The 26,654-nt window shown below is 61.4% G+C and carries 20 protein-coding genes; 9 read left to right on the top strand and 11 right to left on the bottom strand.

All coding sequences use genetic code 11. The features are described from left to right. Nucleotides 1-64: 64 nt before the first annotated feature. Both smc and NL123_RS08005 read right to left on the bottom strand, forming a co-directional pair. Nucleotides 65-3,553: a chromosome segregation protein SMC gene (gene smc, locus NL123_RS08010; protein WP_494357544.1), complete on the bottom strand. Its 3,489-nt coding sequence runs from the start codon at nt 3,551-3,553 to the stop codon at nt 65-67. Between the two features lie 2 nt (nt 3,554-3,555). Next, nucleotides 3,556-4,215: a GntR family transcriptional regulator gene (locus NL123_RS08005; protein ID WP_494357543.1), complete on the bottom strand. Its 660-nt coding sequence runs from the start codon at nt 4,213-4,215 to the stop codon at nt 3,556-3,558. A 280-nt stretch (nt 4,216-4,495) separates the two neighbouring features. On the opposite strand from NL123_RS08005, the gene xdhA reads away from it, so the two are divergent. The 4 genes from xdhA (at nt 4,496) to guaD (ending at nt 10,610) form a co-directional block, all read left to right on the top strand. After that, on the top strand, nt 4,496-5,944 hold the full coding sequence (gene xdhA / locus NL123_RS08000; protein WP_494357542.1) for a xanthine dehydrogenase small subunit: 1,449 nt from the start codon (nt 4,496-4,498) through the stop codon (nt 5,942-5,944). After that, complete coding sequence (gene xdhB / locus NL123_RS07995) at nt 5,937-8,336, top strand: xanthine dehydrogenase molybdopterin binding subunit (RefSeq protein WP_494357541.1); 2,400 nt, start codon at nt 5,937-5,939, stop codon at nt 8,334-8,336. The genes xdhA and xdhB overlap by 8 nt, the downstream gene beginning before the upstream one ends. A gap of 117 nt (nt 8,337-8,453) precedes the next feature. Next, nucleotides 8,454-9,293 carry a xanthine dehydrogenase accessory protein XdhC gene (xdhC, locus tag NL123_RS07990; RefSeq protein WP_494357540.1) on the top strand — a complete coding sequence of 280 codons (840 nt, stop codon included), beginning with the start codon at nt 8,454-8,456 and terminating at the stop codon, nt 9,291-9,293. Nucleotides 9,294-9,305: 12 nt separating this feature from the next. Then, the gene (gene guaD, locus NL123_RS07985) at nt 9,306-10,610 is read left to right on the top strand and encodes a guanine deaminase (protein WP_494357539.1); all 1,305 of its coding nucleotides are present in this window, start codon (nt 9,306-9,308) and stop codon (nt 10,608-10,610) included. Between the two features lie 126 nt (nt 10,611-10,736). Here guaD and NL123_RS07980 read toward each other — a convergent pair whose 3' ends face one another. After that, nucleotides 10,737-11,501 carry a GntR family transcriptional regulator gene (locus NL123_RS07980; RefSeq protein ID WP_015885332.1) on the bottom strand — a complete coding sequence of 255 codons (765 nt, stop codon included), beginning with the start codon at nt 11,499-11,501 and terminating at the stop codon, nt 10,737-10,739. 214 nt (nt 11,502-11,715) lie between these two features. Here NL123_RS07980 and NL123_RS07975 point away from each other — a divergent pair, with 214 nt between their 5' ends. After that, on the top strand, nt 11,716-12,906 hold the full coding sequence (locus NL123_RS07975; protein WP_058427362.1) for a benzoate/H(+) symporter BenE family transporter: 1,191 nt from the start codon (nt 11,716-11,718) through the stop codon (nt 12,904-12,906). 38 nt (nt 12,907-12,944) lie between these two features. Here NL123_RS07975 and NL123_RS07970 read toward each other — a convergent pair whose 3' ends face one another. Beyond that, nucleotides 12,945-13,289, bottom strand: a complete 345-nt coding sequence (locus tag NL123_RS07970) for a YggL family protein (RefSeq protein ID WP_248483640.1) — start codon at nt 13,287-13,289, stop codon at nt 12,945-12,947. Between the two features lie 238 nt (nt 13,290-13,527). On the opposite strand from NL123_RS07970, the gene dacB reads away from it, so the two are divergent. Next, a complete protein-coding gene (dacB, locus tag NL123_RS07965) occupies nt 13,528-14,988 on the top strand; it encodes a D-alanyl-D-alanine carboxypeptidase/D-alanyl-D-alanine endopeptidase (RefSeq protein WP_248483642.1) in 1,461 nt (486 codons plus the stop codon). Nucleotides 14,989-15,091: 103 nt separating this feature from the next. On the opposite strand, the gene NL123_RS07960 is transcribed toward dacB, so the two are convergent. Both NL123_RS07960 and rlmKL read right to left on the bottom strand, forming a co-directional pair. Continuing rightward, entirely contained in the window at nt 15,092-17,491 is a 2,400-nt protein-coding gene (locus NL123_RS07960; protein ID WP_248483644.1) for a sensor domain-containing diguanylate cyclase, read from the bottom strand. Between the two features lie 141 nt (nt 17,492-17,632). Then, nucleotides 17,633-19,897: a bifunctional 23S rRNA (guanine(2069)-N(7))-methyltransferase RlmK/23S rRNA (guanine(2445)-N(2))-methyltransferase RlmL gene (gene rlmKL / locus NL123_RS07955; protein WP_248483646.1), complete on the bottom strand. Its 2,265-nt coding sequence runs from the start codon at nt 19,895-19,897 to the stop codon at nt 17,633-17,635. A 532-nt stretch (nt 19,898-20,429) separates the two neighbouring features. On the opposite strand from rlmKL, the gene rmf reads away from it, so the two are divergent. After that, nucleotides 20,430-20,645 (top strand): ribosome modulation factor, encoded by a 216-nt coding sequence (rmf, locus tag NL123_RS07950; protein WP_002553055.1) that lies wholly within the window; start codon nt 20,430-20,432, stop codon nt 20,643-20,645. A gap of 123 nt (nt 20,646-20,768) precedes the next feature. Here rmf and NL123_RS07945 read toward each other — a convergent pair whose 3' ends face one another. From NL123_RS07945 to sctC, 5 genes are all read right to left on the bottom strand, one after another. Then, nucleotides 20,769-21,794 carry a quinone-dependent dihydroorotate dehydrogenase gene (locus NL123_RS07945; protein ID WP_248483648.1) on the bottom strand — a complete coding sequence of 342 codons (1,026 nt, stop codon included), beginning with the start codon at nt 21,792-21,794 and terminating at the stop codon, nt 20,769-20,771. A gap of 86 nt (nt 21,795-21,880) precedes the next feature. Beyond that, nucleotides 21,881-22,342: a transglycosylase SLT domain-containing protein gene (locus NL123_RS07940; protein WP_248483650.1), complete on the bottom strand. Its 462-nt coding sequence runs from the start codon at nt 22,340-22,342 to the stop codon at nt 21,881-21,883. Next, a complete protein-coding gene (locus NL123_RS07935) occupies nt 22,335-22,739 on the bottom strand; it encodes a winged helix-turn-helix domain-containing protein (protein ID WP_248483652.1) in 405 nt (134 codons plus the stop codon). The genes NL123_RS07940 and NL123_RS07935 overlap by 8 nt, the downstream gene beginning before the upstream one ends. 155 nt (nt 22,740-22,894) lie before the next feature. Then, nucleotides 22,895-23,119 (bottom strand): FliM/FliN family flagellar motor switch protein, encoded by a 225-nt coding sequence (locus NL123_RS07930; protein WP_248483654.1) that lies wholly within the window; start codon nt 23,117-23,119, stop codon nt 22,895-22,897. A gap of 15 nt (nt 23,120-23,134) precedes the next feature. After that, complete coding sequence (gene sctC / locus NL123_RS07925) at nt 23,135-24,562, bottom strand: type III secretion system outer membrane ring subunit SctC (RefSeq protein ID WP_248483656.1); 1,428 nt, start codon at nt 24,560-24,562, stop codon at nt 23,135-23,137. Nucleotides 24,563-24,836: 274 nt separating this feature from the next. On the opposite strand from sctC, the gene NL123_RS07920 reads away from it, so the two are divergent. Both NL123_RS07920 and NL123_RS07915 read left to right on the top strand, forming a co-directional pair. After that, nucleotides 24,837-26,063 (top strand): CmpA/NrtA family ABC transporter substrate-binding protein, encoded by a 1,227-nt coding sequence (locus tag NL123_RS07920; protein ID WP_494357538.1) that lies wholly within the window; start codon nt 24,837-24,839, stop codon nt 26,061-26,063. A 13-nt stretch (nt 26,064-26,076) separates the two neighbouring features. After that, the gene (locus tag NL123_RS07915; protein ID WP_248483660.1) at nt 26,077-26,652 is read left to right on the top strand and encodes an ANTAR domain-containing response regulator; all 576 of its coding nucleotides are present in this window, start codon (nt 26,077-26,079) and stop codon (nt 26,650-26,652) included. The last annotated feature ends 2 nt before the right edge of the window (nt 26,653-26,654 follow it).

The following is a 26,654-nucleotide window of genomic DNA, read 5'->3' as shown; positions in this document are numbered from 1 at the left end:
GCCACTTTCGCCAGACCGGTAAAGCCTCTTACCGCACGCTACAAAAATTCTTTGCCGGCATGGATCAAGACTCCACCATCGCCATCGCTTCTTCGACATCTACCGCCACCAGACGCGAACAGCCCGGTTCGTGCATCGTGACCCCCATCAACTGATCCGCCATTTCCATGGCGATCTTGTTGTGGGTGATATAGATGAACTGCACGGTCTGGGACATCTCTTTGACCAACCGCGCGTACCGTCCAACGTTAGCGTCATCCAGCGGCGCGTCAACTTCGTCGAGCATGCAGAACGGCGCCGGGTTCAACTTGAAGATGGCAAATACCAGGGCCAATGCGGTCAGGGCTTTCTCGCCGCCGGACAACAAATGGATGGTGCTGTTCTTCTTGCCCGGAGGCCGCGCCATGATCGTTACCCCTGTATCGAGTAGATCTTCGCCCGTCAGTTCCAAGTAAGCGCTGCCACCGCCGAAAACTTTTGGGAATAACGCCTGTAAACCGCCATTAATCTGATCAAAGGTATCCTTGAAGCGGTTACGGGTTTCCTTGTCGATCTTGCGGATCACGTTTTCCAGGGTGTCCAGGGCTTCCACCAGATCGGCGTCCTGGGCATCCAGATAACGTTTACGTTCGGATTGCTGCTGGTACTCGTCGATGGCCGCCAGGTTGATCGCGCCGAGTCGCTGGATACGTGCGGCAATGCGCTCCAGTTCTTCTTCGGCTTCTTTCTCGTTGGCCTGGGCGGTCAGGGTGTTGAGCACGCCGTGCAGGTCGTAGCCGTCTTCCAGCAATTGGTCTTGCAGGGTCTTGCGGCGCACGGTCAGGGCTTGCCATTCCATGCGCTGCTGTTCGAGCTGACCACGGATCAACTGGGATTGCTGTTCGGCCTGGGTCCGACGTTTTTCGGCGTCGCGCAGTTCGCGGTCGGCGTCTTCGAGGGCGATCTGCGCGGTCTTGAGTTCTTCGTCGACGGTCATGCGCTTGTCGAGCAATTCTTCGAGCTTCAGGCGCAGCTCTTCCAGCGGCGCCTCGCCCTCCTCCAGGTTGAGGCTCAGTTGCTCGCGCTTTTCGGTCAGGCGTTCGGACTGCATCTCCAGGCGCTCAAGGGCTTGGGCGGTGGACGCGTGCTGGGCCTTGAGCGACCCCAGGCGCACGGCCAACTGGTGGGCGTGGTCCTTGTGCTGGCGCGCTTCCTGGCGCACACGGTCGAGGCGTTCGCGCAGGCTGTCACGCTGGGCCAGCAACAGTTCGCGCTGCTCGGTATCGAGGGCCATGCTGTCGAGGGCTTCCTGCAACTGCAGGCGCGCTTCGCCGATCTGTTCGTGTTCCAGGGCGCGCTGCTCGCCCATTTCCGCGACTTCTTCGTCGAGACGGGTGCGGCGCAGGGTCAGTTGCTCGACCTTGGCTTTGCTCGCGGAAAGCTGGGCCTTCAATTCGCCTTGCTGGCGCGCTTCGTCCTGCAACAGGCGGCGCAGGTGTTCGCGGCCGGTCTCTTGCTGGCGCTGGGTGGCACGCAGGGTTTGCAGTTCGATTTCCAGGCTTTCCAGGGTGGCTTCGCGCTCTTCGCGCTCGGCGATCAGGTTGACGATTTCCTGGCCACGGGCCAACACGCCGCTTTCCGCTTCACTGGCGCGACGCACCCGCAGGAAGTGGCGACCGACCCAGTAGCCGTCACGGCTGATCAGGCTTTCGCCAGCGCCCAACTGAACGCGCTGGGCCAGGGCCTGCTCCAAAGAGTCCACTGGCTTGACCTGGCCCAGCCACGGCGACAGATCAATCGCCGCTTCAACTTTATCCAGCAGACTCCCTGGCACCCGCGTACCGTCAGCAGCTGGGCTGAGCAAACGCAGGTCGCCCTGGGCAAAACCGGCCAGGTCGAAGCCGCCAAAGTCATCCACCAACACCGCTTGCAGGTCGGCGCCCAAGACAGTTTCCACCGCCAGCTCCCAGCCGGCCTCAACTTTCAAGCCTTCCGCCAAACGCGGGCGCTCGGCCAGGTGCTGATCGCGCAGCCATTCGGCGGTGCCGGTGCCTGGGTCTAATGCAGCTTGCTGCAACGCCTCAAGGGAGGCCAGCCGGCCATTGAGCCGCTGCAAATCACCCTGGGCCTGTTGCTGTGCCTGGGTCGCCTGTTGCAACTGCTGACGCAACTGCTCCAGGCGTTCCACTTGTTGTTCTTCGCTGGCTTCCAGCTCTTCCAGCGTCATTTCGCTTTCGGCCAGTTGCTCGCTCAGCTCCATGATCGCCGCGTCTTCCGGGTCGGCGGACAGCAACGCACGCTCTTCCTGCATACGGCGTTGGCGCTCGGCCAGACGCTCCATACTGCTTTCCAGCTGCTGGATGCGTGACTGCTGCACTTCGGCCTGGCGCCGTGGTTCGGCAGACTTCAGGTTGAAGGTGTCCCACTGCTCCTGCCAGCCATGCATGGTGGCTTCGGATTCTTCCAGGGCGGCGGCGGCCTCTTCGGCGGCGGCACTGGTGACTTCCTGCTCAGGGGTGAGCATGTCCAGCTCTTCGCCGAGGGTCAGCAGCAAGGTGCGGTCGTGGCCCAGGTGGGATTCGGTCTCCAGGCGCGCGCGCTCGGCTTCCTTGAGGTCATCCTGCAACTGGCGCAGGCGCTGCTGGCCGTGCTGGATGCTCTGCTCGACGCGGGCGATATCGCCACCCACCGAATAGAAGCGGCCCTGCACCAGATTGAAGCGCTCGGACAGGTCATGATGACCGTCACGCAGGCGTTCGATACTGGCGTCGGCATTGCGCTGCTCGGCCACCAGGGCTTCAAAGCTGATTTCCTGGGTGCCGATGATGGCTTCGCGCTGGCCCACCTGGTCATTCAGCGCCTGCCACCGCAGGGCCGACAGTTGTGCCTTGAGCTGGCGTTCCTCACCCTTGTATTCCTGATACTTCTCGGCGGCCTGGGCCTGGCGGTGCAGGCGCTCCAACTGGCGCTCCAGCTCTTCGCGCAAGTCGGTCAGGCGGGCGAGGTTCTCGTGGGTGCGGCGAATGCGGTTTTCGGTCTCGCGGCGGCGCTCCTTGTACTTGGAGATGCCGGCGGCTTCTTCGATGAAGTTACGCAGGTCCTCGGGCTTGGCTTCAATCAGCTTGGAGATCATGCCCTGCTCGATGATCGAGTAGCTGCGCGGCCCCAGGCCTGTGCCGAGGAAAATATCGGTGATGTCCCGACGGCGACACTTGGTGCCGTTGAGGAAGTAGCTGTTCTGGCTGTCGCGCGTCACTTTGCGGCGGATCGAAATTTCCGCGTAGGCCGCGTACTCGCCGATCAGGGTGCCGTCGGAGTTGTCGAACACCAGTTCGATGCTGGCCTGGCTCACTGGCTTGCGGCTGGTGGAGCCATTGAAGATGACGTCGGTCATCGACTCGCCACGCAGGTTCTTGGCCGAGCTCTCGCCCATCACCCAGCGGACGGCGTCGATGATGTTCGACTTGCCGCAACCATTGGGCCCGACCACCGCCGCCATGTTACTGGGGAAGTTCACCGTGGTCGGGTCGACGAAGGATTTGAACCCCGCCAGTTTGATGCACTTGAGCCGCACGTTTAGGCGTCCGCCAACGCAGCGATGACCAGCGAGCAACTGCGCTGGCCGTACGCCGACAGCACCAGGCGAATCTGCGGCAAGTCACGGGCAAGTACGCCGGCAAGCAGTTGCTCGAACAACGCCAGGTATTCGCTCATGGAGGCCTTGCGTTGATCCAGCGCCAGGTAATAGGCGCGGTTCATCGCCGGCTGCAGGTTCTCGACGGTTTCCTGCAAATACGGGTTATTGGCGAAGGGGTACGCGGCGCGCATCACGTTGAAGCTTTCTTCGACGAAAGCGCGGATGTCCTCGCGCTCGTAACTGGTCACCAGGCGCTGCTGGATCTGCAGGAACGGCGCCATGTCGGCCTGCAACTGCCAGCCCTGGGCCACCGCATTGCCGAGCAGGATGTACAGCTCGCCCATCAAGGTGCACAGGCTCTGCACCTTGTGCGCCGTTAACTCGGTGACGTGGGCGCCACGGCGCGGAAGGATCGCGATCAGGTGACGGCGTTCGAGGATCAGCAAGGCTTCGCGCACGGAACCACGGCTGACATTGAGCGCCAGCGTGACCTTCTGTTCCTGGATCCGCTCCCCAGGCTTGAGATCGCCGCGAATGATGCGTTCGGCGAGGTGGTGAGCAATTTGCTCGGCGAGACTGTCCGGCGCCTTGAACGTCATGTTTTCCCTTCAAAATCTTCTATCGGTACAAGCGCGGCAGTGTAGCGCATTGGCTGGCTGATGGCGCTACGCCCACCGTGGCGAATTTGGCACGGAATAAGCAGCGATGAACAGCCACAAGCCCCCAAAAACACCGGTTCCAGAAGACTGGACCATAATTGAAAGTGTTGCGATCGCATTTTCTTGACCTTCTGGTCAGAAAATCGTTGACCGAAAAGTCAGAGATGACTAGATTCGGCGCAAAGCGGTTAACAACAATAATGAGTCTGCGAGGCCTTCCGTGATCCAGTTTTTACTTAACCAGGAACTCCGTAGCGAGCACGCCCTGGACCCCAACCTGACCGTGCTCAACTATTTACGCGAGCATTTGGGCAAATCCGGTACCAAGGAAGGCTGCGCCAGCGGCGATTGCGGGGCGTGCACTGTGGTGGTGGGCGAGTTGCACACCGATGATCAGGGCGCCGAGCAGATTCGTTATCGCAGCCTCAATTCGTGCCTGACCTTTGTCTCGTCACTGCACGGCAAACAACTGATCAGCGTCGAAGACCTCAAGCACCAGGGCCAACTGCACAGCGTGCAACAAGCCATGGTCGAGTGCCACGGCTCGCAATGCGGCTTTTGCACACCCGGTTTCGTGATGTCGCTGTTCGCCCTGCAAAAGAACAGCGAAGCCCCCGACAGCCAGAAAGCCCATGAAGCCCTGGCCGGCAACCTGTGCCGCTGCACCGGCTACCGTCCGATCCTCGCCGCCGCCGAACAGGCCTGCTGCAACAAGCCCCAGGATCAGTTCGACAGCCGCCAAGCCGAGACCATCGCCCGCCTCAAAGCCATCGCGCCGACACAGACCGGAGAACTCAACAGCGGCGACAAGCGCTGCCTGGTGCCACTGACCGTCGCCGACCTGGCCGACCTCTATGACGCCTACCCGCAAGCCCGGCTGTTGGCCGGCGGCACCGACCTGGCGCTGGAAGTCACCCAATTCCACCGCACGCTGCCGGTGATGATCTACGTCGGCAACATTGAAGAAATGAAGCGCATCGACGACTTCGACGACCGCCTGGAAATCGGCGCCGCCACCGCCCTCTCCGACTGCTATAGCGCGCTGCACCACGAATACCCCGACTTCGGTGAGCTGCTGCACCGCTTCGCCTCCCTGCAGATCCGCAACCAGGGCACCTTGGGCGGCAATATCGGCAATGCGTCGCCGATCGGTGATTCACCGCCGCTGCTGATCGCCCTCGGCGCGCAAATCGTGCTGTGCAAGGGCAACACGCGTCGCACCCTGGCGCTCGAAGACTACTTCATCGATTACCGCGTCACCGCCCGGCAGGACAGCGAGTTCATCGAGAAGATCATCGTGCCCAAAGGCCACTCGCTGTTCCGCGCCTACAAGGTGTCCAAGCGCCTGGACGATGATATTTCCGCCGTCTGCGCCGCGTTCAACCTCAAGCTCGACAACGGCGTGATCAGCGACGCCCGCGTAGCGTTCGGCGGTATGGCCGCCACGCCCAAGCGTGCCAAAAACTGTGAAGCGGTGTTGGTCGGTGCCACCTGGAACAGCGCCACTGTGGAAAAGGCCTGCGCCGCCCTGGCCCAGGACTTCACCCCACTGTCGGACTTCCGCGCCAGCAAGGAATATCGCCTGCTCAGCGCGCAGAACCTGCTGCGCAAATACTTCATCGAACTGCAAACGCCGCACATCGAGACTCGGGTGACCGCTTATGTCTAACCATCACGCCGTCGTTAAAACCCAGGCCGAACTCGCCGAGCTGTTTGCCCAGGACCTCACTTCCGGGGTCGGCCGCAGCGTCAAGCATGACAGCGCCGCCAAGCACGTATCCGGCGAAGCGCAGTACATCGATGACCGCCTGGAATTCCCCAACCAGTTGCACCTGTATGCACGCATGTCCGACCGCGCCCACGCCCGCATCATCAGCATCGACACGGCGCCCTGCTACGCGTTTGAAGGCGTGCGCATTGTCATCACCCATGAGGACGTGCCGGGCCTGAAAGACATCGGCCCACTGATGCCCGGCGATCCCTTGCTGGCGATTGATACGGTGCAGTTCGTCGGCCAAGTGGTGCTGGCCGTTGCTGCCCGTAACCTGGAAACCGCACGCAAGGCCGCCATGGCCGCCGTGATCGAATACGAAGACCTGGAACCGGTACTGGATGTGGTCGAAGCGTTTCGCAAAAAGCACTTCGTACTCGACAGCCACACCCACCAGCGCGGTGATTCGGCCGGCGCACTGGCCACCGCGAAAAACCGCATCCAGGGCACCCTGCACATTGGCGGCCAGGAACACTTCTACCTGGAAACCCAGATCTCCTCGGTGATGCCCACCGAAGACGGCGGCATGATCGTCTACTGCTCCACGCAGAACCCCACCGAAGTGCAGAAACTGATGGCGGAGGTACTGGATGTATCGATGAATAAAATTGTCGTGGATATGCGCCGCATGGGCGGTGGTTTCGGCGGCAAGGAAACCCAGGCGGCGAGCCCGGCGTGCCTGTGCGCGGTGGTCGCACGCCTGACCGGCCAGCCGACCAAGATGCGCCTGCCGCGCGTGGAAGACATGCTGATGACCGGCAAGCGCCACCCCTTCTACATCGAATATGACGTGGGCTTTGACGACAACGGCCGCCTGCACGGGATCAACCTGGAACTGGCGGGCAACTGCGGCTGTTCGCCGGACCTGTCCAACTCGATTGTCGACCGTGCGATGTTCCATGCCGACAACTCGTATTACCTGGGCGATGCAACGGTCAACGGCCATCGCTGCAAGACTAACACCGCGTCCAACACGGCCTATCGCGGCTTCGGCGGCCCGCAAGGCATGGTCGCCATCGAAGAAGTGATGGACGCCATCGCCCGTCACCTGGCCCTCGACCCACTGGCCGTGCGCAAGGCCAACTACTACGGCAAGACCGACCGCAACGTCACCCACTACTACCAGACCGTCGAGCACAACATGCTCGAAGAGATGACCGCCGAACTGGAAGCCAGCAGCCAATACGCTGAGCGCCGCGAAGCGATCCGCCTGTACAACGCCCACAGCCCGATCCTGAAAAAAGGCCTGGCGCTGACCCCGGTGAAATTCGGTATCTCGTTTACCGCGAGTTTCCTCAACCAGGCCGGTGCGCTGATCCATATCTACACCGACGGCAGCATCCACCTGAACCACGGCGGCACCGAAATGGGCCAGGGCTTGAACACCAAGGTCGCGCAGGTGGTGGCCGAGGTGTTCCAGGTGGAAATCGACCGCGTACAGATCACCGCCACCAACACCGACAAGGTGCCGAACACCTCGCCGACCGCCGCCTCCAGCGGTGCCGACCTGAATGGCAAGGCCGCACAGAACGCCGCCGAAACCATCAAGCAGCGCCTGGTGGAATTCGCCGCACGCAAGTACGACGTGAGCGAAGCGGATGTGGAGTTCCACAACGGCCATGTGCGCGTGCGCGAGCAGATCCTGACGTTTGAGGCGTTGATCCAACAGGCGTATTTCGCCCAGGTCTCGCTGTCGAGCACGGGCTTCTACAAGACCCCGAAAATCTTCTACGACCGCAGCCAGTCACGGGGACGGCCGTTCTACTACTACGCGTTCGGCGCGGCGTGCTGCGAAGTAATCGTCGACACTCTGACCGGCGAATACAAGATGCTGCGCACCGACATCCTCCATGACGTGGGCGCGTCGCTGAACCCGGCCATCGACATCGGCCAGGTCGAAGGCGGCTTCATCCAGGGCATGGGCTGGCTGACCATGGAAGAACTGGTGTGGAACGCCAAGGGCAAGCTGATGACCAACGGCCCGGCCAGTTACAAGATCCCGGCCGTGGCCGACATGCCACTGGACCTGCGGGTGAAGCTGGTGGAGAACCGCAAGAACCCGGAAGACACGGTGTTCCATTCCAAGGCCGTGGGCGAGCCGCCGTTCATGCTCGGGATTGCCTCGTGGTGTGCGATCAAGGATGCCGTGGCGAGCCTGGGTGACTATCGCCATCAACCCAGGATCGATGCACCGGCCACGCCGGAGCGGGTGTTGTGGGGGTGTGAGCAGATGCGGCAGTTGACTGCGGCGAAGGTGGTTGAGGCGGATACCGAGATGGCTTCGCTCTAGACCGAGGCGCTGCCATCGGGGGCAAGCCCCCTCCCACACTTTGATCTGTGAATACCTTCAAATGTGGGAGGGGGCTTGCCCCCGATAGCGGCCTGACAGACACCACAAGAGGTGACTATGAACAACTGGATCAGCGCCCTCGCCGACCTGCAGAACCAAGGCGAACCCTGCGTGCTGGTGACCATCATCGAAGAGCTCGGCTCCACGCCGCGCAACGCCGGTTCGAAGATGGTGATCAGTGCCACGCAGACCTTCGACACCATCGGTGGCGGGCACCTGGAATACAAGGCGATGCAGATCGCCCGCGACATGCTTGTGCGCGGCCAGCAGAACACCCATCTGGAGCGCTTCAGCCTCGGCGCGAGCCTGGGCCAGTGCTGCGGTGGCGTGACGGTGTTGCTGTTCGAACCCATGGGCCAGGTGCAGGCGCAAATTGCGGTGTTTGGCGCCGGCCACGTTGGCCGTGCGTTGGTCCCGTTGCTGGCCAGCCTGCCGTGCCGGGTGCGCTGGATCGATTCCCGTGATCAGGAGTTTCCAGCACATATCCCCCAGGGCGTGCGTAAAATCGTCAGCGAAGAGCCGGTCGACGAAATTGCCGACCTGTCGGCGGGCAGTTACTGCATCGTCATGACCCACAATCATGCGCTGGACCTGGAACTGACCGCCGCCCTGCTCAAGCGCAATGACTTCGCCTACTTCGGCCTGATCGGTTCGAAGACCAAGCGCGTCAAGTTCGAACACCGCCTGCGCGATCGCGGCTTCGACGCCGCGCAGCTGCAACGCATGCGCTGCCCCATGGGCCTCACCGAGGTGAAGGGCAAGTTACCGGTGGAAATCGCCATCTCCATCGCCGGCGAAATCATCGCCACCTACAACGCCAATTTCGGCCAGCACACCGCCAGCGCCGAACCCATTGCCAAACTGCTGCCGGCTTCACGTCGCAGCCAAGCCATTTGAAATGAGATCACCATGCCTTTGACTCGCAAAGCCTACCGTGCCGCCCTGCTGCACAGCCTCGCCGACCCCGCTGAAGTGGGCATCGAAGCCTCCTACGAGTACTTCGAAGACGGCCTGCTGGTGATCGAAAACGGTCAAATCAGCGCCATCGGCCGTGCCAGCGATTTGCTGCCGACCTTGCCCGCCGACATCGACATCACCCATTACCAGGACGCGTTGATCACCCCGGGCCTGATCGACACTCACATCCACCTGCCGCAGACCGGCATGGTCGGCGCCTATGGCGAGCAGTTGCTCGACTGGCTCAACACCTACACCTTCCCGTGCGAGAGCCAGTTCGCCGACAAGGCCCACGCCGAGGAAGTCGCGGATATTTTCATCAAGGAACTGCTGCGCAACGGCACCACCACCGCGCTGGTGTTCGGCAGCGTGCACCCGCAGTCAGTGAATTCATTCTTTGAAGCAGCAGAAAAACTCGACCTGCGCATGATCGCCGGCAAGGTGATGATGGACCGCAACGCGCCGGACTACCTGACCGACACCGCTGAATCCGGCTACCAGGAAAGCAAGGCGCTGATCGAACGCTGGCACGGTAAGGGCCGCCTGCACTATGCGGTCACGCCGCGCTTCGCGCCGACCAGCACACCTGAGCAACTGGCACTGGCCGGGCAACTGCTGGGGGAATACCCGGACCTGTACATGCAGACCCACATCAGCGAGAACAAGCAGGAAGTCGAGTGGGTGAAGGAGCTGTTCCCGGAGCGCAGTGGCTATCTGGATGTCTACGACCACTACAAGTTGCTGGGCGAGCGTTCGGTGTTTGCCCATGGCGTGCATTTGTGTGATGACGAGTGTGCACGGTTGGCGCAGACGGGTTCGGCGGTCGCATTTTGCCCGACCTCGAACTTCTTCCTCGGCAGCGGTTTGTTCAACCTGCCGATGGCCGAAAAGCACAAATTGAATGTGGGCCTGGGCACCGATGTGGGGGGCGGCACCAGTTTCTCCCTGCTGCAAACCCTGAACGAAGCCTACAAAGTCATGCAGTTGCAGGGCGCACGGTTAAGCCCGTTCAAGTCGCTGTACCTGGCGACCCTGGGCGGTGCGCGGGCGCTGCGGCTGGAAGACAAGATCGGCACGCTGCAACCGGGCACCGATGCGGATTTCCTGGTGCTGGACTACAACGCCACGCCATTACTGAGCTATCGCCTGAAGCAGGCGAAGAACATTGCCGAGACGTTGTTTGTGCTGATGACACTGGGGGATGATCGCACGGTGTTGCAGACGTATGCGGCCGGGCAATTGGTGCACCAGCGCTAATTCCATAAACACCCCAAAACAAATGTGGGAGGGGGCTTGCCCCCGATAGCAGAGTGTCAGTCTCTGGATTAATTGACTGATGCACCGCTATCGGGGGCAAGCCCCCTCCCACATTGTTGGTCGTATTTACAACTTTATGGACGAGCGCCCCGGCTTCTTGGTCTGCAACAAATGCGAAAACACCGCATGCAGGTCATCCGACGCGCTCTCTTCATCGAGGTTGAGCTTGCTGTCGATGTGATCCATGTGATGCATCATCAAATTCACTGCCAACGCCGCATCCCGTGCTTCGATCGCATCGATCAACTGGGTGTGCTCGTCGTAGGAACAGTGCGAACGGTTGCCGCTTTCGTACTGGGCGATGATCAATGAGGTCTGGGACACCAAGCTGCGCTGGAAGCTGATCAGCGGCGCGTTCTTCGCCGCTTCAGCCAGCTTGAGGTGGAACTCGCCGGAGAGGCGGATACCGGCACCGCGGTCACCACGGGAAAAGCTGTCGCGTTCGTCGTTGACCATCTGGCGCAGTTCGGCCAGTTGCTCAGCCGTGGCGTGTTGCACCGCCAACTCAGTGATCGCCCGCTCCACCAGACGCCGCGCCAGGAACACCTGGCGTGCCTCCTCGACGCTTGGGCTGGCCACTACCGCACCGCGATTGGGCCGCAGCAGCACCACGCCTTCATGGGCCAGGCGCGACAGCGCGCGGCGAATGATGGTGCGGCTGACGCCGAAGATTTCGCCCAGTGCCTCTTCGCTCAACTTGGTACCGGGTGCCAGGCGTTGTTCGAGGATCGCCTCGAAGATATGCGCGTAGACGATATCGTCCTGGGTTCCGCTGCGACCGGCCTTGCCGGCACGCGGTTGTTTCTTGAGAGGTTGCAACTGTTCGTTCATGGGCACTCGGGTTTGGAGAACGGCGGCGAATTAACGGTAATACGGCAACAGCGTGTCGCTGGCAAGTATCACCTAAAAACAGGGCACATTGTACACAACCCACTGCGCCAACACACTGTACGGCTGTTTGCGGCGTCGGCTGTATTGCAATGAGTCGCTGCGTTTGAGTTTAGGCTTGAATCCGCAACTTCCCTGGTAAAAGGAACACCTGTTCATGACCGATGCCGCCCAAGCGCCTCTGCGCCCGCTGGCCGACACTTCACCCTCGGCCGTCGTCGCCGGCTTCATCGCCATGATGACCGGCTACACCAGCTCCCTGGTCCTGATGTTCCAGGCCGGGCAAGCCGCCGGTTTGACCACGGCGCAGATTTCTTCATGGATCTGGGCGATTTCCATCGGCATGGCGGTGTGCAGCATCGGCCTGTCCCTGCGCTATCGCACCCCCATCACGATTGCCTGGTCGACACCCGGTGCCGCGCTGCTGATCACCAGCCTGGGCGGTGTGAGTTACGGCGAGGCCATCGGCGCGTATATCACCTGCGCGGTGCTGGTGACGATTTGCGGCTTGACCGGCAGCTTTGAAAAACTGGTCAAGCGTATCCCGGCGTCATTGGCGGCGGCCCTGCTGGCGGGCATCCTGTTCAAGATCGGCAGCGAGATCTTCGTCGCCGCGCAGCATCGCACCGGGCTGGTGCTGGGGATGTTCTTTACCTACCTGGTGATCAAGCGCCTGTCGCCACGTTATGCGGTGCTGGCCGCGCTGCTGATCGGCACCGCGCTGTCGGGGTTGATGGGGCTGCTGGACTTCAGCGGTTTCCACCTGGAAGTAGCAACCCCCGTGTGGACCACGCCGCACTTCTCGCTGGCGGCGACCATCAGCATCGGCATCCCGTTGTTCGTGGTAGCGATGACCTCGCAGAACATGCCCGGCATCGCCGTGCTGCGGGCCGACGGCTACAACGTGCCGGCCTCGCCGCTGATCACCGCCACGGGGCTGGCGTCCCTGGTGCTGTCTCCGTTCGGCTCCCACGGCATCAACCTGGCCGCCATCAGCGCAGCGATCTGCACCGGGCCTCACGCCCATGAAGACCGCAACAAGCGTTATACCGCTGCCGTGTGGTGCGGGGTGTTCTACGGGATTGCCGGGGTATTTGGCGCGACCTTGGCAGCATTGTTCGCAGCCTTGCCCAAGGAACTGGTGCTGTCGATTGCGGCCCTGGCGTTGTTTGGCTCGATCATCAATGGCCTGAGCATCGCCATGAATGAGCCGAAGGAACGTGAAGCGGCGCTGATCACCTTCATGGTCACGGCGTCTGGCTTGACGCTGTTTTCCATCGGCTCGGCATTCTGGGGGATTGTGGCGGGGGTGTTGACGCTGCTGATCCTGAACTGGCGTAAGGCATAAAAAAACGGCGACCTTCAGGTCGCCGTTTTTTTTCAGTATCACTTAGCCGCGTTGATCGGCTTTTCCGGATACCACACGTCCAGCAGCGGGCTGACTTCAGCCTTGGTCAGCTCGGAACGGTTTTTCAGCCAGGCTTCAACGGCCGCACGTTGCTCTTCGGAGACCGAGCCGCGCTTCTGCAGGCAAACCAGACCGTAGTCATCGCCGCCGACGTAGCCCAGGCCATTGGCTTCCATGGCTTCTTTGATGAATGCTTCGAGGAAAGCGTCGATAGCTTCTTCACTCAGGCCTTCGTTGAAGTCCAGGTTCAGTTCGAAACCCAGCTCTTGAAATTCATCAACGCACAGTTTTTTGCGCAGACGCTGGGAACGGTTAGTCGCCATTGGAACAATCCTCATAAGTAATAACGGGCGGCACTTTAGCAGTTTAAGGCGGCGATTGCCCGATTCTCTGGGATAGGCGGCACAACGCCTGTGAAAAAAACGCCGAATACCCGCTATGGTTCAGCTACAAGTGGCTTAACCTTGGGGCATAATGCCGACACTTTCATGACCATTGAGGGATTTTTCTTATTTACCCCTCGCCTTTTTCACCCTCCTCAGCAGTAGGGTTTTACTTCTTATGATCAAATCGTTGCGTTCCGTCTTGTTTGCCGGTTTTATTCTGCCACTGGCCTTTTCCGTCTCCGCTGCCCCCGTCAACAACACCCTGCCACCCAATGTTCAACAGGCGCTGGCCAAAGCCAAACTGCAAAACACTGCGCTGTCGTTGGTGATGATCCCCCTGAACGGCCCGGGCACGCCCACTGTGTTCAACGCCGACGTGTCGGTGAACCCGGCCTCCACCATGAAGCTGGTCACCACTTACGCGGCCCTGGAAATGCTCGGCCCCAACCACCAGTGGAAAACCGAGTTCTACACCGATGGCACCCTCAGCGGTGGCGTGTTGCACGGCAACCTGTACCTCAAGGGCGGCGGCGATCCCAAGCTGAACATGGAAAAACTCTGGCTGTTGATGCGCGACCTGCGCGCCAACGGCGTACAGCAAGTCACTGGCGACCTGGTGCTGGACCGCAGTTTCTTCAATCAGCCGCAGTTGCCCGAATTCAATGACGACGGCAACGACGAAAACAAACCATTCCTGGTCAAGCCGGACGCGCTGCTGGTCAACCTCAAGGCCTTGCGCTTCGTGACCCGCAATGATTCAGGCCGGGTACTGGTGTCGGTCGAGCCGCCGATTGCCAGCATCCGCATCGACAACCAGGTCAAGGTCTCCAACGCCAAGCAGTGCACCGGCGACGTACGCTACAACCCGGTCACCGCCGCCGACGGCAGCGTGACGGTAACGGTCAGCGGCCAGTTGGCCGACGGCTGCAGCTCGCAGACCTATCTGTCGCTGCTGGACCACGCCACCTATACCGCCGGCGCCGTCCGCGCGATCTGGAAGGAACTGGGGGGCACCATCCAGGGCCGTGACATCCAGGCGCCGGTGCCCAAGGATGCCAAGGTACTGGCCCGGGCATTTTCGCCGGACCTGGCGGAAATCATCCGCGACATCAACAAATACAGTAACAACACCATGGCCCAGCAGTTGTTCCTGAGCCTGGGTGCGCAGTTCCGCAATGATGCCGATGGCGACGATGCCAAGGCTGCACAACGCGTGGTGCGCCAGTGGCTGGCGAAGAAAGGCATCACCGCACCGCACCTGGTGATGGAGAACGGCTCCGGCCTGTCCCGTGCCGAACGGGTCAGCGCCCGCGAGATGGCGGCCATGCTGCAAGCCGCGTGGAAAAGCCCTTACGCGGCGGAATACATCAGCTCGATGCCCATCGCCGGCACCGACGGCACTATGCGCAAACGCCTGAAGACCACCGCCATGCGCGGCGAAGCCCACGTCAAGACCGGCACCCTGAACACCGTGAGAGCCATCGCCGGGTTCAGCCGCGACAACAACGGCAACACCTGGGCCGTGGTGGCGATCCTCAATGATCCAAAGCCATGGGGTGCTTCGTCGGTGTTAGATCAAGTGCTGCTGGATTTATACCGCCAGCCGAAGGTCGCCGCGGCAGCACCGGTCCTGTAGGAGCGAGCTTGCTCGCGAAAAACTCAAGAACACCGCGTTTATCCTGGATAGACGCGATGGGATTGACGATCTTCGCGAGCAATCTCGCTCCTACAGAAAAGCATCAAGCGCGCAGGCGCTCCGTCTCCACCCGATCCCTGCCCGCCTGCTTGGCCACATACACGGCCGAGTCGGCGCGCAGCAGCAGCCCGTCGATACCTTCATCCACCCGCCAACTGGCCACGCCGAAGCTGGCGGTGACGATGCCTACCGGTTCCATCGGCGCACTGCGCAGCGACGCCCACAACTCCATCGCCAGGCTGTAGGCCTGAGCGCCATCGGTGTGCGGGCACAACACCATGAATTCCTCGCCGCCCAGGCGGCAGAACACATCGGTACGGCGCAGGCGCTGGCTGATGCGTTTGCACAACTCCTGCAATACCCCATCGCCGACGGCGTGCCCATGCTGGTCGTTGATGCGCTTGAAGTGATCGATATCCAGCATGATCACCGACAAAGCCCCCGAGGTGCGGTTGAGCCTGACCATCTCGGCCTTGAGGCGATCCTGGAAATAGCGGCGGTTATGGATCCCGGTCAGGGAGTCGGTGATGGAGAGCGCACGCAGCTCTTCTTCCACCCGTTTCAGATCGGAAATGTCCGACACGTAGCCGTGCCACAACGTGCCGCCTGCGGGTAACTCTTCCGGAGTGGCTTCGCCACGAATCCAGCGCAGGCCGCGGTGCGGCAACAGCACCCGATACTCCTCACGCCAATGACTCAACTGCAACGCCGACAAGCGGATCGAAGCGCGTACCCGCTCCGCATCCAGCGGGTGGATGCGCTCGAAGACCTGCTTGGCATCCTGCTGCAATATGCTGGGCTCGATTTCATAGATGTCGCGCATGCCGTCGCTGGCGTAGATAAATTTCCAGTTGTCGTGGGGTTCCAACGTGAACTGGAAGATGCCGCCGGGCACATGGGCGCTGAGTTTCTTGAGCAGCCGATCCCGGGCCGCCAATGCCTCGTAGGCGCGCTTTTGTTCGGTAATGTCGAGGTAAATCGCCAGGTGACCGATCCACAAACCATGGTCGTCCAGCAACACGGTGGCCAACATGTTCACCGTCAGTTGGCTGCCATCCTCACGTACCAGGGTCCACTCGCGGGCTTCGTGCAGGTTGTCGGGGCTTTCCACCAGCATCGCCTGGCTTGCCGGGATGCGTTTGCCCAGGGCCACACTGAGGCTGGCGGAGCGCGCTTCGAGTTCCGACGCCAGGTGCAGGCTTTCCAGGGTGTGCGTGCCCATCACCTGCTCGGCCTTGAACCCCAGCATCTGCTCGGCACCGGCATTGAAGGTATTGATGACACCGCGCAGGTCGGTGGCAATGATCGCGACCTGCGTTGCGGCATTCAGCACACTGCGCAATTGGCCATGGGCGCCGCGTAACTCCTGCTCGCGCAGGCGCAACTGCGCCGTGCGCTGCTCCACCAGTTTCAACGCGCGCTGGCGTTGGCTGACCAGCACATAGAGCAGCGCGCTGAGCAACAGGCTGAGCAGGCCGCCCATGGTCAGGATCGTGCTCAACGAGGAGTGGTTGGCCTGGTCGAACACTTGGCTCGGGCGCAGTTTCAGGGCATACACATGGTCGCCCAGCGTGAGGCGGCGCGCTCCGACAAGATCACCGCCGGCCACGGCATTGCCGGACTCGAACAGTACGCGCTGTTGCACGTCGGAGGTGTCGATGATCTGCATCACCAGGTTGTCGCGATCCGGCTTGGGCAAACCGTCGGCCACCAACTGGCGCATGCTGATCACCGCCATGACATAGCCGTAGGGCTCATTCTGGGATTGGTCGGAGGTGGGCACATGACTCACCGGCGCGACCAATAGAACCCCGGTGGCATAGGCCGGTTCCACGCCCACCAGTTGCATGGGCTGGGACACCGCCAGCTTGCCGGTCTTTTGCGCACGCTCAAGGGCCGAACGCCGCAGGGGCTGGGCCAGCAAGTCAAAACCGAGGGGTGCGCCCAGCAGGCTTTGGGTCTGGCTGTACAAGACCGGCACGTATTCATCGCGCTCGGGCGCAGGGGCCAACTCACCCAGTGAATTCAACTCACGGATAACAAAAGGTGTGCCGCGCTGCTCGGACGCCGCTTGCTCGAACTGACTGCGCTGTTCGCGATACACACGGGGCGCCCAGGAGTAAGCGCGCGCCCGCAGTAGTAAGGGCTGGGCAAAACCGTCGAATTCTTCGCGGGACACGTCATCGGAATTGACGAAGAAACGCCGCAGGCTGTTCAGGCGTTGCTCCTGATCATCGAAGCGTTCCTGCAGGCGGGTGTAGCGCTCGTTGACCAGCATCTGAAAGCGTTGGCGCACTTGCTGCTGATAGAGGTCGGCGGCGGCCCAGGCAACAACAGCCGTCAAGGCAAACCCGGCCAGCAATACCACCAATGCCACCAGCCAAGCCGACGCCTGTTCACTGATAAAGCCTAGGATTTTCGGGCGAACGGCTTGCAACGGCATAGGTAACACTCACAACGCCAGCGTGCGGGGGGTGTCACTTGGCTTGGCCTTAAGTTATAGCCATCGACCTTGAGTTTGACCAGCGTAAAAAAGCCGCAAACCCGGAATAATCCAGGCTTGCGGCTCTTTTAACAGCAGGGATCAGCGCGCGGTGATTTTCCATGCCCGGTGGATCTTCGCATTGCGTGCGAAGTCGGGGTCGATGGTCTTGTCGCTGATTTCCTCGACCGCATAGCGCTCGCTGAGGTTGTCCTCCAGTGCGAACTTGCGGAAGTTGTTCGAGAAGTACAACACGCCGCCCGGCGCCAGGCGCGCCATGGCCAGGTCGAGCAACTGCACGTGGTCGCGCTGCACGTCGAAGATACCTTCCATGCGCTTGGAGTTGGAGAAGGTCGGCGGATCAATGAAGATCAGGTCGAACTCATCGCGGCTCGCCTCCAGCCAGGCCATCACGTCACCCTGCTCCAGGCGGTTCTTGTCGGAGAAGCCGTTGAGGGACAAGTTGCGACGTGCCCAGTCCAGGTAGGTTTTGGACAGATCGACACTGGTGGTGCTGCGCGCGCCGCCCTTGGCCGCGTGCACACTGGCGGTGGCGGTGTAGCAATACAGATTGAGGAAGCGCTTGCCGGCCGCTTCTTTCTGGATACGCAGACGCATCGGGCGGTGGTCGAGGAACAGGCCGGTGTCCAGGTAGTCGGTGAGGTTGACCAGCAGCTTCACGCCGCCTTCGCTGACCTCAGTGAACTTGCCTTGGGCGCTCTGCCGCTCGTACTGCTTGGTGCCGCTTTGACGCTCGCGGCGCTTGACCACCACGCGGCTCTTGTCGATGTTCAGCGCCTGGGGAATCGCGGCCAGCGCATCGAACATGCGCGCGGAAGCTTTTTCCGGGTCGATGGACTTCGGCGCGGCGTATTCCTGCACGTGGACCCAATCGTGATACAGGTCGATGGCCATGGAGTATTCCGGCATGTCGGCATCGTACACGCGGTAGCAATCCACACCTTCGCGCTTGGCCCACTTGCCCAGTAGCTTGAGGTTCTTTTGCAAGCGGTTGGCAAACATCTGCCCGCCTTCACTCAGGCGCGCCTGCTCGACCACCGGGGCCGGAGCGGGTTTGATCGGGTTACCGTTCTTGTTGTACTGGCGCTCTTGCGGCTCGGCCGGGGCCTGGTCGTAGGCAGCTTGCTCACGTTCGGCCTGGCGCTGTTCCGGGGTGCGACGCTCGCCGGTGACAAACTGATCCGGGTTGACCTTGATCAGCAGCAATTTGCACGGCAACGCACCGTTCCAGAACGAATACTGCTTGTGGCTACGGATGCCCATGCGCTTGCCCAGATCCGGCGCGCCGGTGAACACCGCGGCTTCCCAGCCCATGCACGCCTGGCGCAGACGCTCGCCGAGGTTCTGGTAGAGGTACAACAGGCTGGCTTCGTCACCCAGGCGCTCGCCATACGGCGGGTTGCAGATGACCAGGCCTTTCTGGTTCTGGTCCGGGCGCGGCTCGAAGGTGCCGACTTCGCCCTGGTACACCTTGATCCAGTGGCTCAGGCCTGCACGCTCAATGTTGTTGCGCGCAGGCTGGATCAGCCGCGGATCGGCTTCGTAGCCACGGATCCACAGTGGCGGCTTGTTCATGCCGATGGCGGCGCGTTCAGCGGCCTCGGCATGCAGTTTCTTCCACAGGGCCGGGACGTGACCGAGCCAGGTGGTGAACCCCCACAGCTCGCGGTTCAGGTTGGGGGCCATGTCAGCAGCGATCATTGCGCCTTCCACCAGGAAGGTGCCCACGCCGCACATCGGGTCGCTCAGCGCGCCGCCTTCAGCGGCGATGCGCGGCCAGCCGGCACGGATCAGGATCGCGGCCGCCAGGTTTTCCTTCAACGGTGCCGCACCCTGCTGCAGGCGATAACCGCGCTGGTGCAGGCTGTGGCCGGACAGGTCCAGGGACAGGATGGCTTCGCCACGGTCCAGGCGCAGGTGGATGCGCAGGTCCGGGTTGATCTTGTCGATGGACGGGCGCTCGCCGGTCGGGGTGCGCAGCTTGTCGACAATCGCATCCTTGACCTTCAGCGCGCCGAAGTGGGTGTTGTCGATGCCCGAACCGTGGCCGCTGAATTCAACCGCCAGGGTGCCGTCGGGGACCATGTGGTCGGCCCACTCGATATCCAGCACGCCGTGGTAGAGGTCTTCGGCGTCCTTCATCGGGAAGCGCTTGAGCACCAGCAGCACGCGGTTGGCCAGGCGTGACCAGAGGCACAGGCGGTAGGCGGTTTCCATGTCGGCCATGCCGCGCACGGCCGAGGTGTGCTCGCGGGCTTCCTCAAGGCCAAGCCCGACGGCTTCCTCGATCAGCAGGCCTTCGAGGCCCTTGGGGCAGGTGAGGAAGAGTTCAAAACGGTCCGACATGGGGCATTCCAGGCTTTTCAGCAATAAATGAACGGGCGACGCATCGCCGGCTCGGTTTTCAATCAAGCACTTTTCTTGAAGAGTGCTCGCGTGGCACGAATGTGCCGTCCCACCCCGGCTGCCGGGCCTTAGGGCCTTTAGTGACGGGGCAGATAAACAATTGGCTGTAACAAAAAGAAATATTCCGACCCTTCGTCGAATAATAACTGACTGCAACGGGCGGACATTCTCACTAAAGGATTAAACCCATCCTCTATGCAGGGTGCATCATAGCTGGCTTTGCCCAATAAAAGGGGCGAAAAACCATCCCAGCTTATGGCTATAGCATCGTTATCGTTACGTGCTTATGACAAAACGATCATTGAATCCATGTGACCTATTGGTTAGAACTCAACACAGGTTGGCGCCGTAACGACGCCGACACATCGGCTCGCCACGCCGGCAGCGAGCCCACCAACGGCAGAAAAACTCTGCCCGGCCTCGGACGAGGCCGAAGGATATCAAGACAGTCAACAAGTGAGGGAAACACCCTATGAGAAGACTTAAGCGTGATCCGTTGGAAAGAGCATTTTTACGCGGATATCAATATGGCGTTCATGGCAAATCCCGTGAGCTTTGCCCATTTACTCTACCGTCGGTACGCCAAGCCTGGATCAACGGCTGGCGAGAAGGACGCGGCGACAACTGGGACGGTATGACTGGCACTGCGGGAATCCACAGACTCAACGAACTTCACGCCGTCGGCTAATCAAGGGCAATTAATTCCGACACCACCTTTGGATTTGTAACGACTTACCATGCACGCCCCATCCGGGCGGCGGGCTTCGGCCCAGGGGGCTCCTTTTCAGGGGCCCTTTTTAATGGGTCGCTTTCAGGCTTTTGGCAATGCTGCGATGGCATCTACCGACTGGCGAATCAGCGCCGGGCCTTTGTAGATGAAGCCGGAATACAACTGCACCAGGCTTGCGCCCGCGGCAATCTTCTCGGCCGCATGCTTGCCTTCGGTGATACCGCCGACCGCGATGATCGGCAAGCGCCCGGCCAACTCCGCAGCCAGCACCTTGACGATATGGGTGCTCTTGTCACGCACCGGCGCGCCCGACAGGCCGCCCGCTTCGTCGCCATGGGCCAGGCCTTCGACACCTACGCGGCTGAGGGTGGTGTTGGTCGCGATGACTGCGTCCATCCCCGAGTCCACCAGGGCCTGGGCCACCAGCACGGTTTCCTCGTCGCTCATGTCCGGCGCGATCTTGATCGCCAGCGGCACGCGCTTGCCATGGCGCACGGCCAGGTCTTCCTGGCGCTGGCGCAAGGCTTCGAGCAGTTGCTTGAGGGAGTCACCGAATTGCAGGCTGCGCAGGCCCGGGGTGTTGGGCGAGCTGACGTTGACCGTAACATAGCTGGCTTGGGCGTAGACCTTGTCCAGGCAGATCAGGTAATCGTCCACGGCGCGCTCAACCGGCGTATCGAAGTTCTTGCCGATATTGATGCCCAGGATGCCCTTGTATTTGGCGGCCTGAACCCGCGACAGCAAGTGATCGACGCCCAGGTTGTTGAAGCCCATGCGATTGATGATCGCCTCGGCTTCCGGCAGGCGGAAGATACGTGGCTTGGGGTTACCCGGCTGCGGGCGCGGGGTCACGGTACCGATTTCAACGAAACCGAAACCCAACTGCGCAAACCCATCGATGGCCGCACCGTTCTTATCCAGGCCAGCCGCCAGGCCGACCGGGTTGGGGAAGTCGAGCCCCATCACCGAGACAGGCATGTTTGCCGGTGACTTGCATACCAGGCCATTGAGCCCCAGGCGGCCACCGGCACCGATCAGGTCCAGGGACAGATCGTGGGAGGTTTCCGGGGAGAGTTTGAACAACAGCTGGCGGGCCAGGGTATACATGGGCGGGCTAGACTCGGATGGCGGCGAAAGGTGACGGCGATTATAGCCGGGGTCACGGGTAGCGCGCGAGGCGTGAACCTCAATCGTCAGTGGCGGTGCGCTACCAACTGCTCGTAATACGCCCAGATTTTCTGGGCATACTGCATGCGCAACGCCTGACGCGCAGGCCCGGAACCCGGGCCTGCGTTGTAGGAGCCTATCGCCGTCCAGTTGTAGCCAAAGCGCTGGATGAACTCGGCGAGAATCGAAGCCCCTACCTCTACCGACAGGCAAGGCTCATTGAGCAACCGCTCCTCGGTAATACCTCGCTCGAGCAGGCGCGGCAAATGGCTGCTGTTGATCTGCATCAGGCCGATGTCCCGAGTACCATTACGGTTCGCACTGTTTATCGCCTGCGCACGAAAGCCCGACTCCACCGCAGCGATCGCCTGCAGCAGTTCGGGCTCGATGTCGTAGCGGCTGGCCGCCTCCTCCCAGCAATAGGCCAGCGCCTGATTGCCGGTCATCATCACCCCCAACACCAAGCCCTTGCTCCAGAACCTAACCACGGGTTACCGCTCCATGGCGGGTCTGGCCGCATGCCGAGCACACATCTGCCATGCGGCCCGACACATCGCCCTCGACCTTTACCGGGCAGATGAACCGGTACCCTCGACCATAAATCGTCTTGATAAACCCCTTGTCGGTGGCAAGGTACTTGCGCAGTGAGTAAATGCAGCGTGTCAGCGACTCTTCGGCGACTTCCCCTTGCGGCCAAGCCAGCTCCAGCAAGCGATCCTTGGTCATCAACACACCACCGGACATCAGCAACAATCGCAGCACCAGCCCTTCCTTGGGCGGCAACTGAACATCCGCGTCTTCACCAGTCAGGCGACCATCGTCGTGCAGGGTCCAACGCGCAAACACCAGGGAAGTCGTCGTCCCTCCATCATCCATGACAGCCATGATTACCTCGGCATCCGACTACTGACATTGAAGTCCTCATTTGCATTACGGGTTCAAGTGCCCCTGTCACGACTATAAAAACCTGCCTCAGGGCTCACGCTAGGACAAAGCGCAGACATCCCGCGTTTTTTGGAACCACGCTGTAAGACGTTTCTCTACCCATCAGCATCAGGTAGCCATGCGTGGTAAACCTCGTGCAGCTCAACCCCCAACCGGTCTTCCAACTGCACCAACTCACCCAAGGCCAGTAATTGCCCGTTAACCCGAACCTCCACGCAATGGATTATCTCCGGCATCAACGGCAACACCTTGCCGGGCGCAAACGCTGCCAGGCGCCGGCGGCTGATCAATTGTTCCTGAAGAAGAATTTCCAGATGCATCGGCTAACACCTTGTTCACGGTGAGACATCGCGCTCAGGCCGTACAAACGCACGTTGAACGCGCTCGTATTGTGCTGCTGTCAAAGGCGGCGGCCCTGCCCCCCCACCCGGCCCCAGCGCCTCGCTGCCCACGGCCCTGGCCTGAATCACAAACAGACGCACTTGATCCGGGCGAGCAGCCGCCCGCCCTTCTGCCTCTCGTTGAAACGCGCCCAGCCACAGACGCCTGCCCTGGGGCACACGCACCACACTGTTGACCCCCACCTGCGCCACCGCCGTGTTTTTTTCACGCCGACCCTTCTCACTCCTCTGGTGCCCCTCCTCAATCTCAAGGCGCATTTCGATCTGGTTAGCTTCGGAAAAACGCGGCAGTACGCTGACCTGAGTGCCATAGCGCACAGGTTTCCAGTCAATTCGGTCGTTTCCCGGGGGCGGTAGATAAAAGGTATGGCTATCCTGAAACACCGCCGGAACGTTCTCCTGAGTGAGAATCACGGGCAGTGTCACCACCTTCGCCCGTCGACGACGCTCCAATGCAGCGATCCTGGCCATCACGCGGTTGTCATCCCGAGGCGCAAAGATTCGCGTGGTCGACGTCTTGGCGTCTTCGTCCCTGCCCAGGCCCAGCTTCTCCAGTTCAGTGCGCTCCACATCCACCAGCCACAGCGACACTTCGATCGGTCGCTTGGGTATGTCGAGTTCCGCCACCAGTTTCTGGATGAAACTCACCTGGGCCGGCTTGCCCTTGATCAGCAGGCTGTTGCTGTCCGGGTAGGCGATCACACCAAGGCTCTTGTCGGACAGCAACCCCTTGTGCTCGCTGGCCAGCAGGGTCTTGATCATCGACGCCATCCCCGGCACGGTTACCGGGTTGTCACGTGTGCCGTACTGACGGTCCGCCACATCGGTGTTGAGCACTTGAACCACACCAAAGGCTTGCGCGCCCACACGCAAGTCGGCTCTTTGCCGGTCCATCAATTGGGCCAGGCGCATCACTTGGTCGACGTAATTCGGTGGGCCGGACACATAGAAAGTGCGCGCTCCACTTTCACGCAGGGGGTGGCGTGACTCATCGAGGCCCGAGCGGCGCATGAGGCCACGCAACTTGTCGACGGTAATATGCCGCAAGGTCACCGCAGAGCTCTTTGCCTCGTCGGCATCGTAGATATGCAGCGCTTGCCCGTCGCCGTGCCAGATCAACCCCTGTTCGAGCGCAAGCGCTTCCAGCGCCTGTTGCGGCGCATCGAAATCCAGCGCAGTGCTGAGACGTTTGCGCGCCACCGCCTGACTGACAACGATGGGCACCCCCAGCGGCTCCGACAGCGCAGTGAACACGGTATACAGGCTTTCATCCCGAACCTGGTGAAGCTCGGCCCCAGCCAGCGCACTTACCAGCCACAGCCCGGCAAACCACAGCCAACGGTGGAACCGGAGGCGGGGCATCGTTAAAAGGGATTCGGCGTGCACCGTGAGGGTTCCTGGGCAGTCTGGCGTTGAGAAAGCGGCAATACTGAAAGCCCGCCCGGTTTCAATCTTGATGGAAAGTTGACGGCCAGTCGGGCCTCACCGCCCGTGGCATGTGCCTTGCTATGAACTCTGCATCAGAGCACGCGCCAACGGCGGAGCGCGCTACGGACAAAGGCGTCGTTACCCGCATTGGCTTACATCGCCATCTGAGGGAACGACGCTTTTTTTTTGAAAGAAAAGGTAGGTGTTGATGAACGATTCGGTCGGCAACAGCCCGATGAACGACCCGCTGGCCTGGGTCAACGGCAGTGATGCCCCGGAAAAGAGCAGCCTTGACCTGGGTTTCATGGCCCTGAGCGACTGCGCCTCGATGGTCGTAGCGGCCACCCAGGGCTTCGCTCAACCCTACGGCCTGACCCTGAACCTCAAGCGCCAATCGTCCTGGGCCAACCTGCGCGACAAACTGGTCAGCGGCGAACTGGACGCCGCCCACAGCCTGTACGGGCTGATCTATGCCGTGCACCTGGGCATCGGCGGTGTCGCGCCCACCGACATGGCCGTGCTGATGGGGCTCAACCAGAACGGCCAGAGCATCAACCTGTCCCACGGTTTGCAGCAACAAGGGGTGGTCACTCCTGAGGCACTGGACCGCCACGTGCACCAAAGCCGAACAAAACTGACCTTCGCCCAGACCTTTCCCACAGGTACTCACGCCATGTGGCTCTATTACTGGCTGGCGAGCCAAGGTATTCACCCTTTGCAGGATGTGGACAGCGTGGTGGTCCCGCCGCCGCAAATGGTTGCGCACCTGCAAGCCGGACGCATCGACGGGTTTTGTGTCGGTGAGCCCTGGTGCGCCAGCGCGGTCAAGCAGAACCAAGGGTTTACCCTGGCGACCAGCCAGGCGATCTGGCCGGATCACCCGGAAAAAGTCCTCGGCTGCACCCGTGCGTTCGTCGACCAGTACCCCAATACCGCGCGCGTGCTGGTGATGGCGATCCTGGAGGCCAGCCGGTTTATCGAAGAAAGCACCGAAAACCGCCGCTCCACCGCGCAATTGCTCAGTGGCCGCGAGTACCTCGACGCTCCGCTCGACTGCATCGAACCGCGCCTGCTGGGAGCCTATGACGATGGCCTGGGCAATCAATGGCAGGACCCCCACGCCCTGCGTTTTTTCGCTGATGGTGCGGTGAACCTGCCCTACTTGTCCGACGGCATGTGGTTCATGACCCAGTTCCGGCGTTGGGGCCTGTTGCGTGAGGACCCCGACTACCTGAGCGTTGCCCGCCAGGTGCAGCAACTGGCGCTGTATCGCCAGGCGGCAGGTGCGCTGGGGCTCCCGGTGAAAGCCCAGGACATGCGCAGCAGCCAACTGATCGACGGCAAAGTCTGGGACGGTTCCAACCCCACCGAGTATGCCCGCAGCTTCCGCCTGCATGCCCTGGCCGATGATTCCAACCGCCAGGCCTTGCGCTGACAGGAGAACCCCCATGCTGCGAATCCTGTTGATCAATGACACCCCGCGCAAGGTCGGCCGCCTCAGGACGGCGCTGATCGAGGCCGGCTTTGACGTCATCGATGAGTCAGGCCTGACCATCGACCTGCCCGCACGCGTCGAAACGGTGCGCCCGGACGTGATCCTGATCGATACCGAGTCACCGGGCCGTGATGTGATGGAGCAGGTGGTATTGGTCAGTCGCGACCAACCCCGGCCCATCGTGATGTTTACCGACGAACATGACCCGAACGTAATGCGCCAGGCGATCAAGTCCGGCGTCAGCGCCTACATCGTCGAAGGCATCCAGGCCCAGCGCCTGCAGCCGATCCTCGATGTGGCCATGGCGCGCTTCGAAAGCGACCAGGCCTTGCGCGCCCAGCTCCAGGCGCGTGACCAGCAATTGGCCGAGCGCAAGCGCATCGAGCTGGCCAAGGGCATGCTGATGAAAATGAAGGCCTGCAACGAAGAAGAGGCCTACACCCTGATGCGCCGCCAGGCCATGAGCCGCCAGCAAAAGCTGATCCAGGTGGCGGAGCAGATTATCGCCATGAGCGAGCTGCTCGGCTGATC

It is taken from the genome of Pseudomonas sp. FBCC-B1565, assembly GCF_059133265.1.
This window is presented reverse-complemented; position numbering and strand designations above follow the sequence as displayed.

Bases quoted from the DNA above. Each gene is read 5' to 3' on its own strand.
- NL123_RS07975 (WP_058427362.1), top strand. From the start codon at position 11,716: ATGACCGATGCCGCCCAAGCGCCTCTGCGCCCGCTGGCCGACACTTCA.
- NL123_RS07960 (WP_248483644.1), bottom strand. From the start codon at position 17,491: ATGCCGTTGCAAGCCGTTCGCCCGAAAATCCTAGGCTTTATCAGTGAA.
- rmf (WP_002553055.1), top strand. From the start codon at position 20,430: ATGAGAAGACTTAAGCGTGATCCGTTGGAAAGAGCATTTTTACGCGGA.
- xdhC (WP_494357540.1), top strand. From the start codon at position 8,454: ATGAACAACTGGATCAGCGCCCTCGCCGACCTGCAGAACCAAGGCGAA.
- sctC (WP_248483656.1), bottom strand. From the start codon at position 24,562: ATGCCCCGCCTCCGGTTCCACCGTTGGCTGTGGTTTGCCGGGCTGTGG.
- NL123_RS07920 (WP_494357538.1), top strand. From the start codon at position 24,837: ATGAACGATTCGGTCGGCAACAGCCCGATGAACGACCCGCTGGCCTGG.
- rlmKL (WP_248483646.1), bottom strand. From the start codon at position 19,897: ATGTCGGACCGTTTTGAACTCTTCCTCACCTGCCCCAAGGGCCTCGAA.
- NL123_RS07945 (WP_248483648.1), bottom strand. From the start codon at position 21,794: ATGTATACCCTGGCCCGCCAGCTGTTGTTCAAACTCTCCCCGGAAACC.
- guaD (WP_494357539.1), top strand. From the start codon at position 9,306: ATGCCTTTGACTCGCAAAGCCTACCGTGCCGCCCTGCTGCACAGCCTC.
- NL123_RS07935 (WP_248483652.1), bottom strand. From the start codon at position 22,739: ATGGCTGTCATGGATGATGGAGGGACGACGACTTCCCTGGTGTTTGCG.
- dacB (WP_248483642.1), top strand. From the start codon at position 13,528: ATGATCAAATCGTTGCGTTCCGTCTTGTTTGCCGGTTTTATTCTGCCA.
- NL123_RS07930 (WP_248483654.1), bottom strand. From the start codon at position 23,119: ATGCATCTGGAAATTCTTCTTCAGGAACAATTGATCAGCCGCCGGCGC.
- NL123_RS07970 (WP_248483640.1), bottom strand. From the start codon at position 13,289: ATGGCGACTAACCGTTCCCAGCGTCTGCGCAAAAAACTGTGCGTTGAT.
- NL123_RS07980 (WP_015885332.1), bottom strand. From the start codon at position 11,501: ATGAACGAACAGTTGCAACCTCTCAAGAAACAACCGCGTGCCGGCAAG.
- xdhB (WP_494357541.1), top strand. From the start codon at position 5,937: ATGTCTAACCATCACGCCGTCGTTAAAACCCAGGCCGAACTCGCCGAG.
- NL123_RS07915 (WP_248483660.1), top strand. From the start codon at position 26,077: ATGCTGCGAATCCTGTTGATCAATGACACCCCGCGCAAGGTCGGCCGC.
- NL123_RS08005 (WP_494357543.1), bottom strand. From the start codon at position 4,215: ATGACGTTCAAGGCGCCGGACAGTCTCGCCGAGCAAATTGCTCACCAC.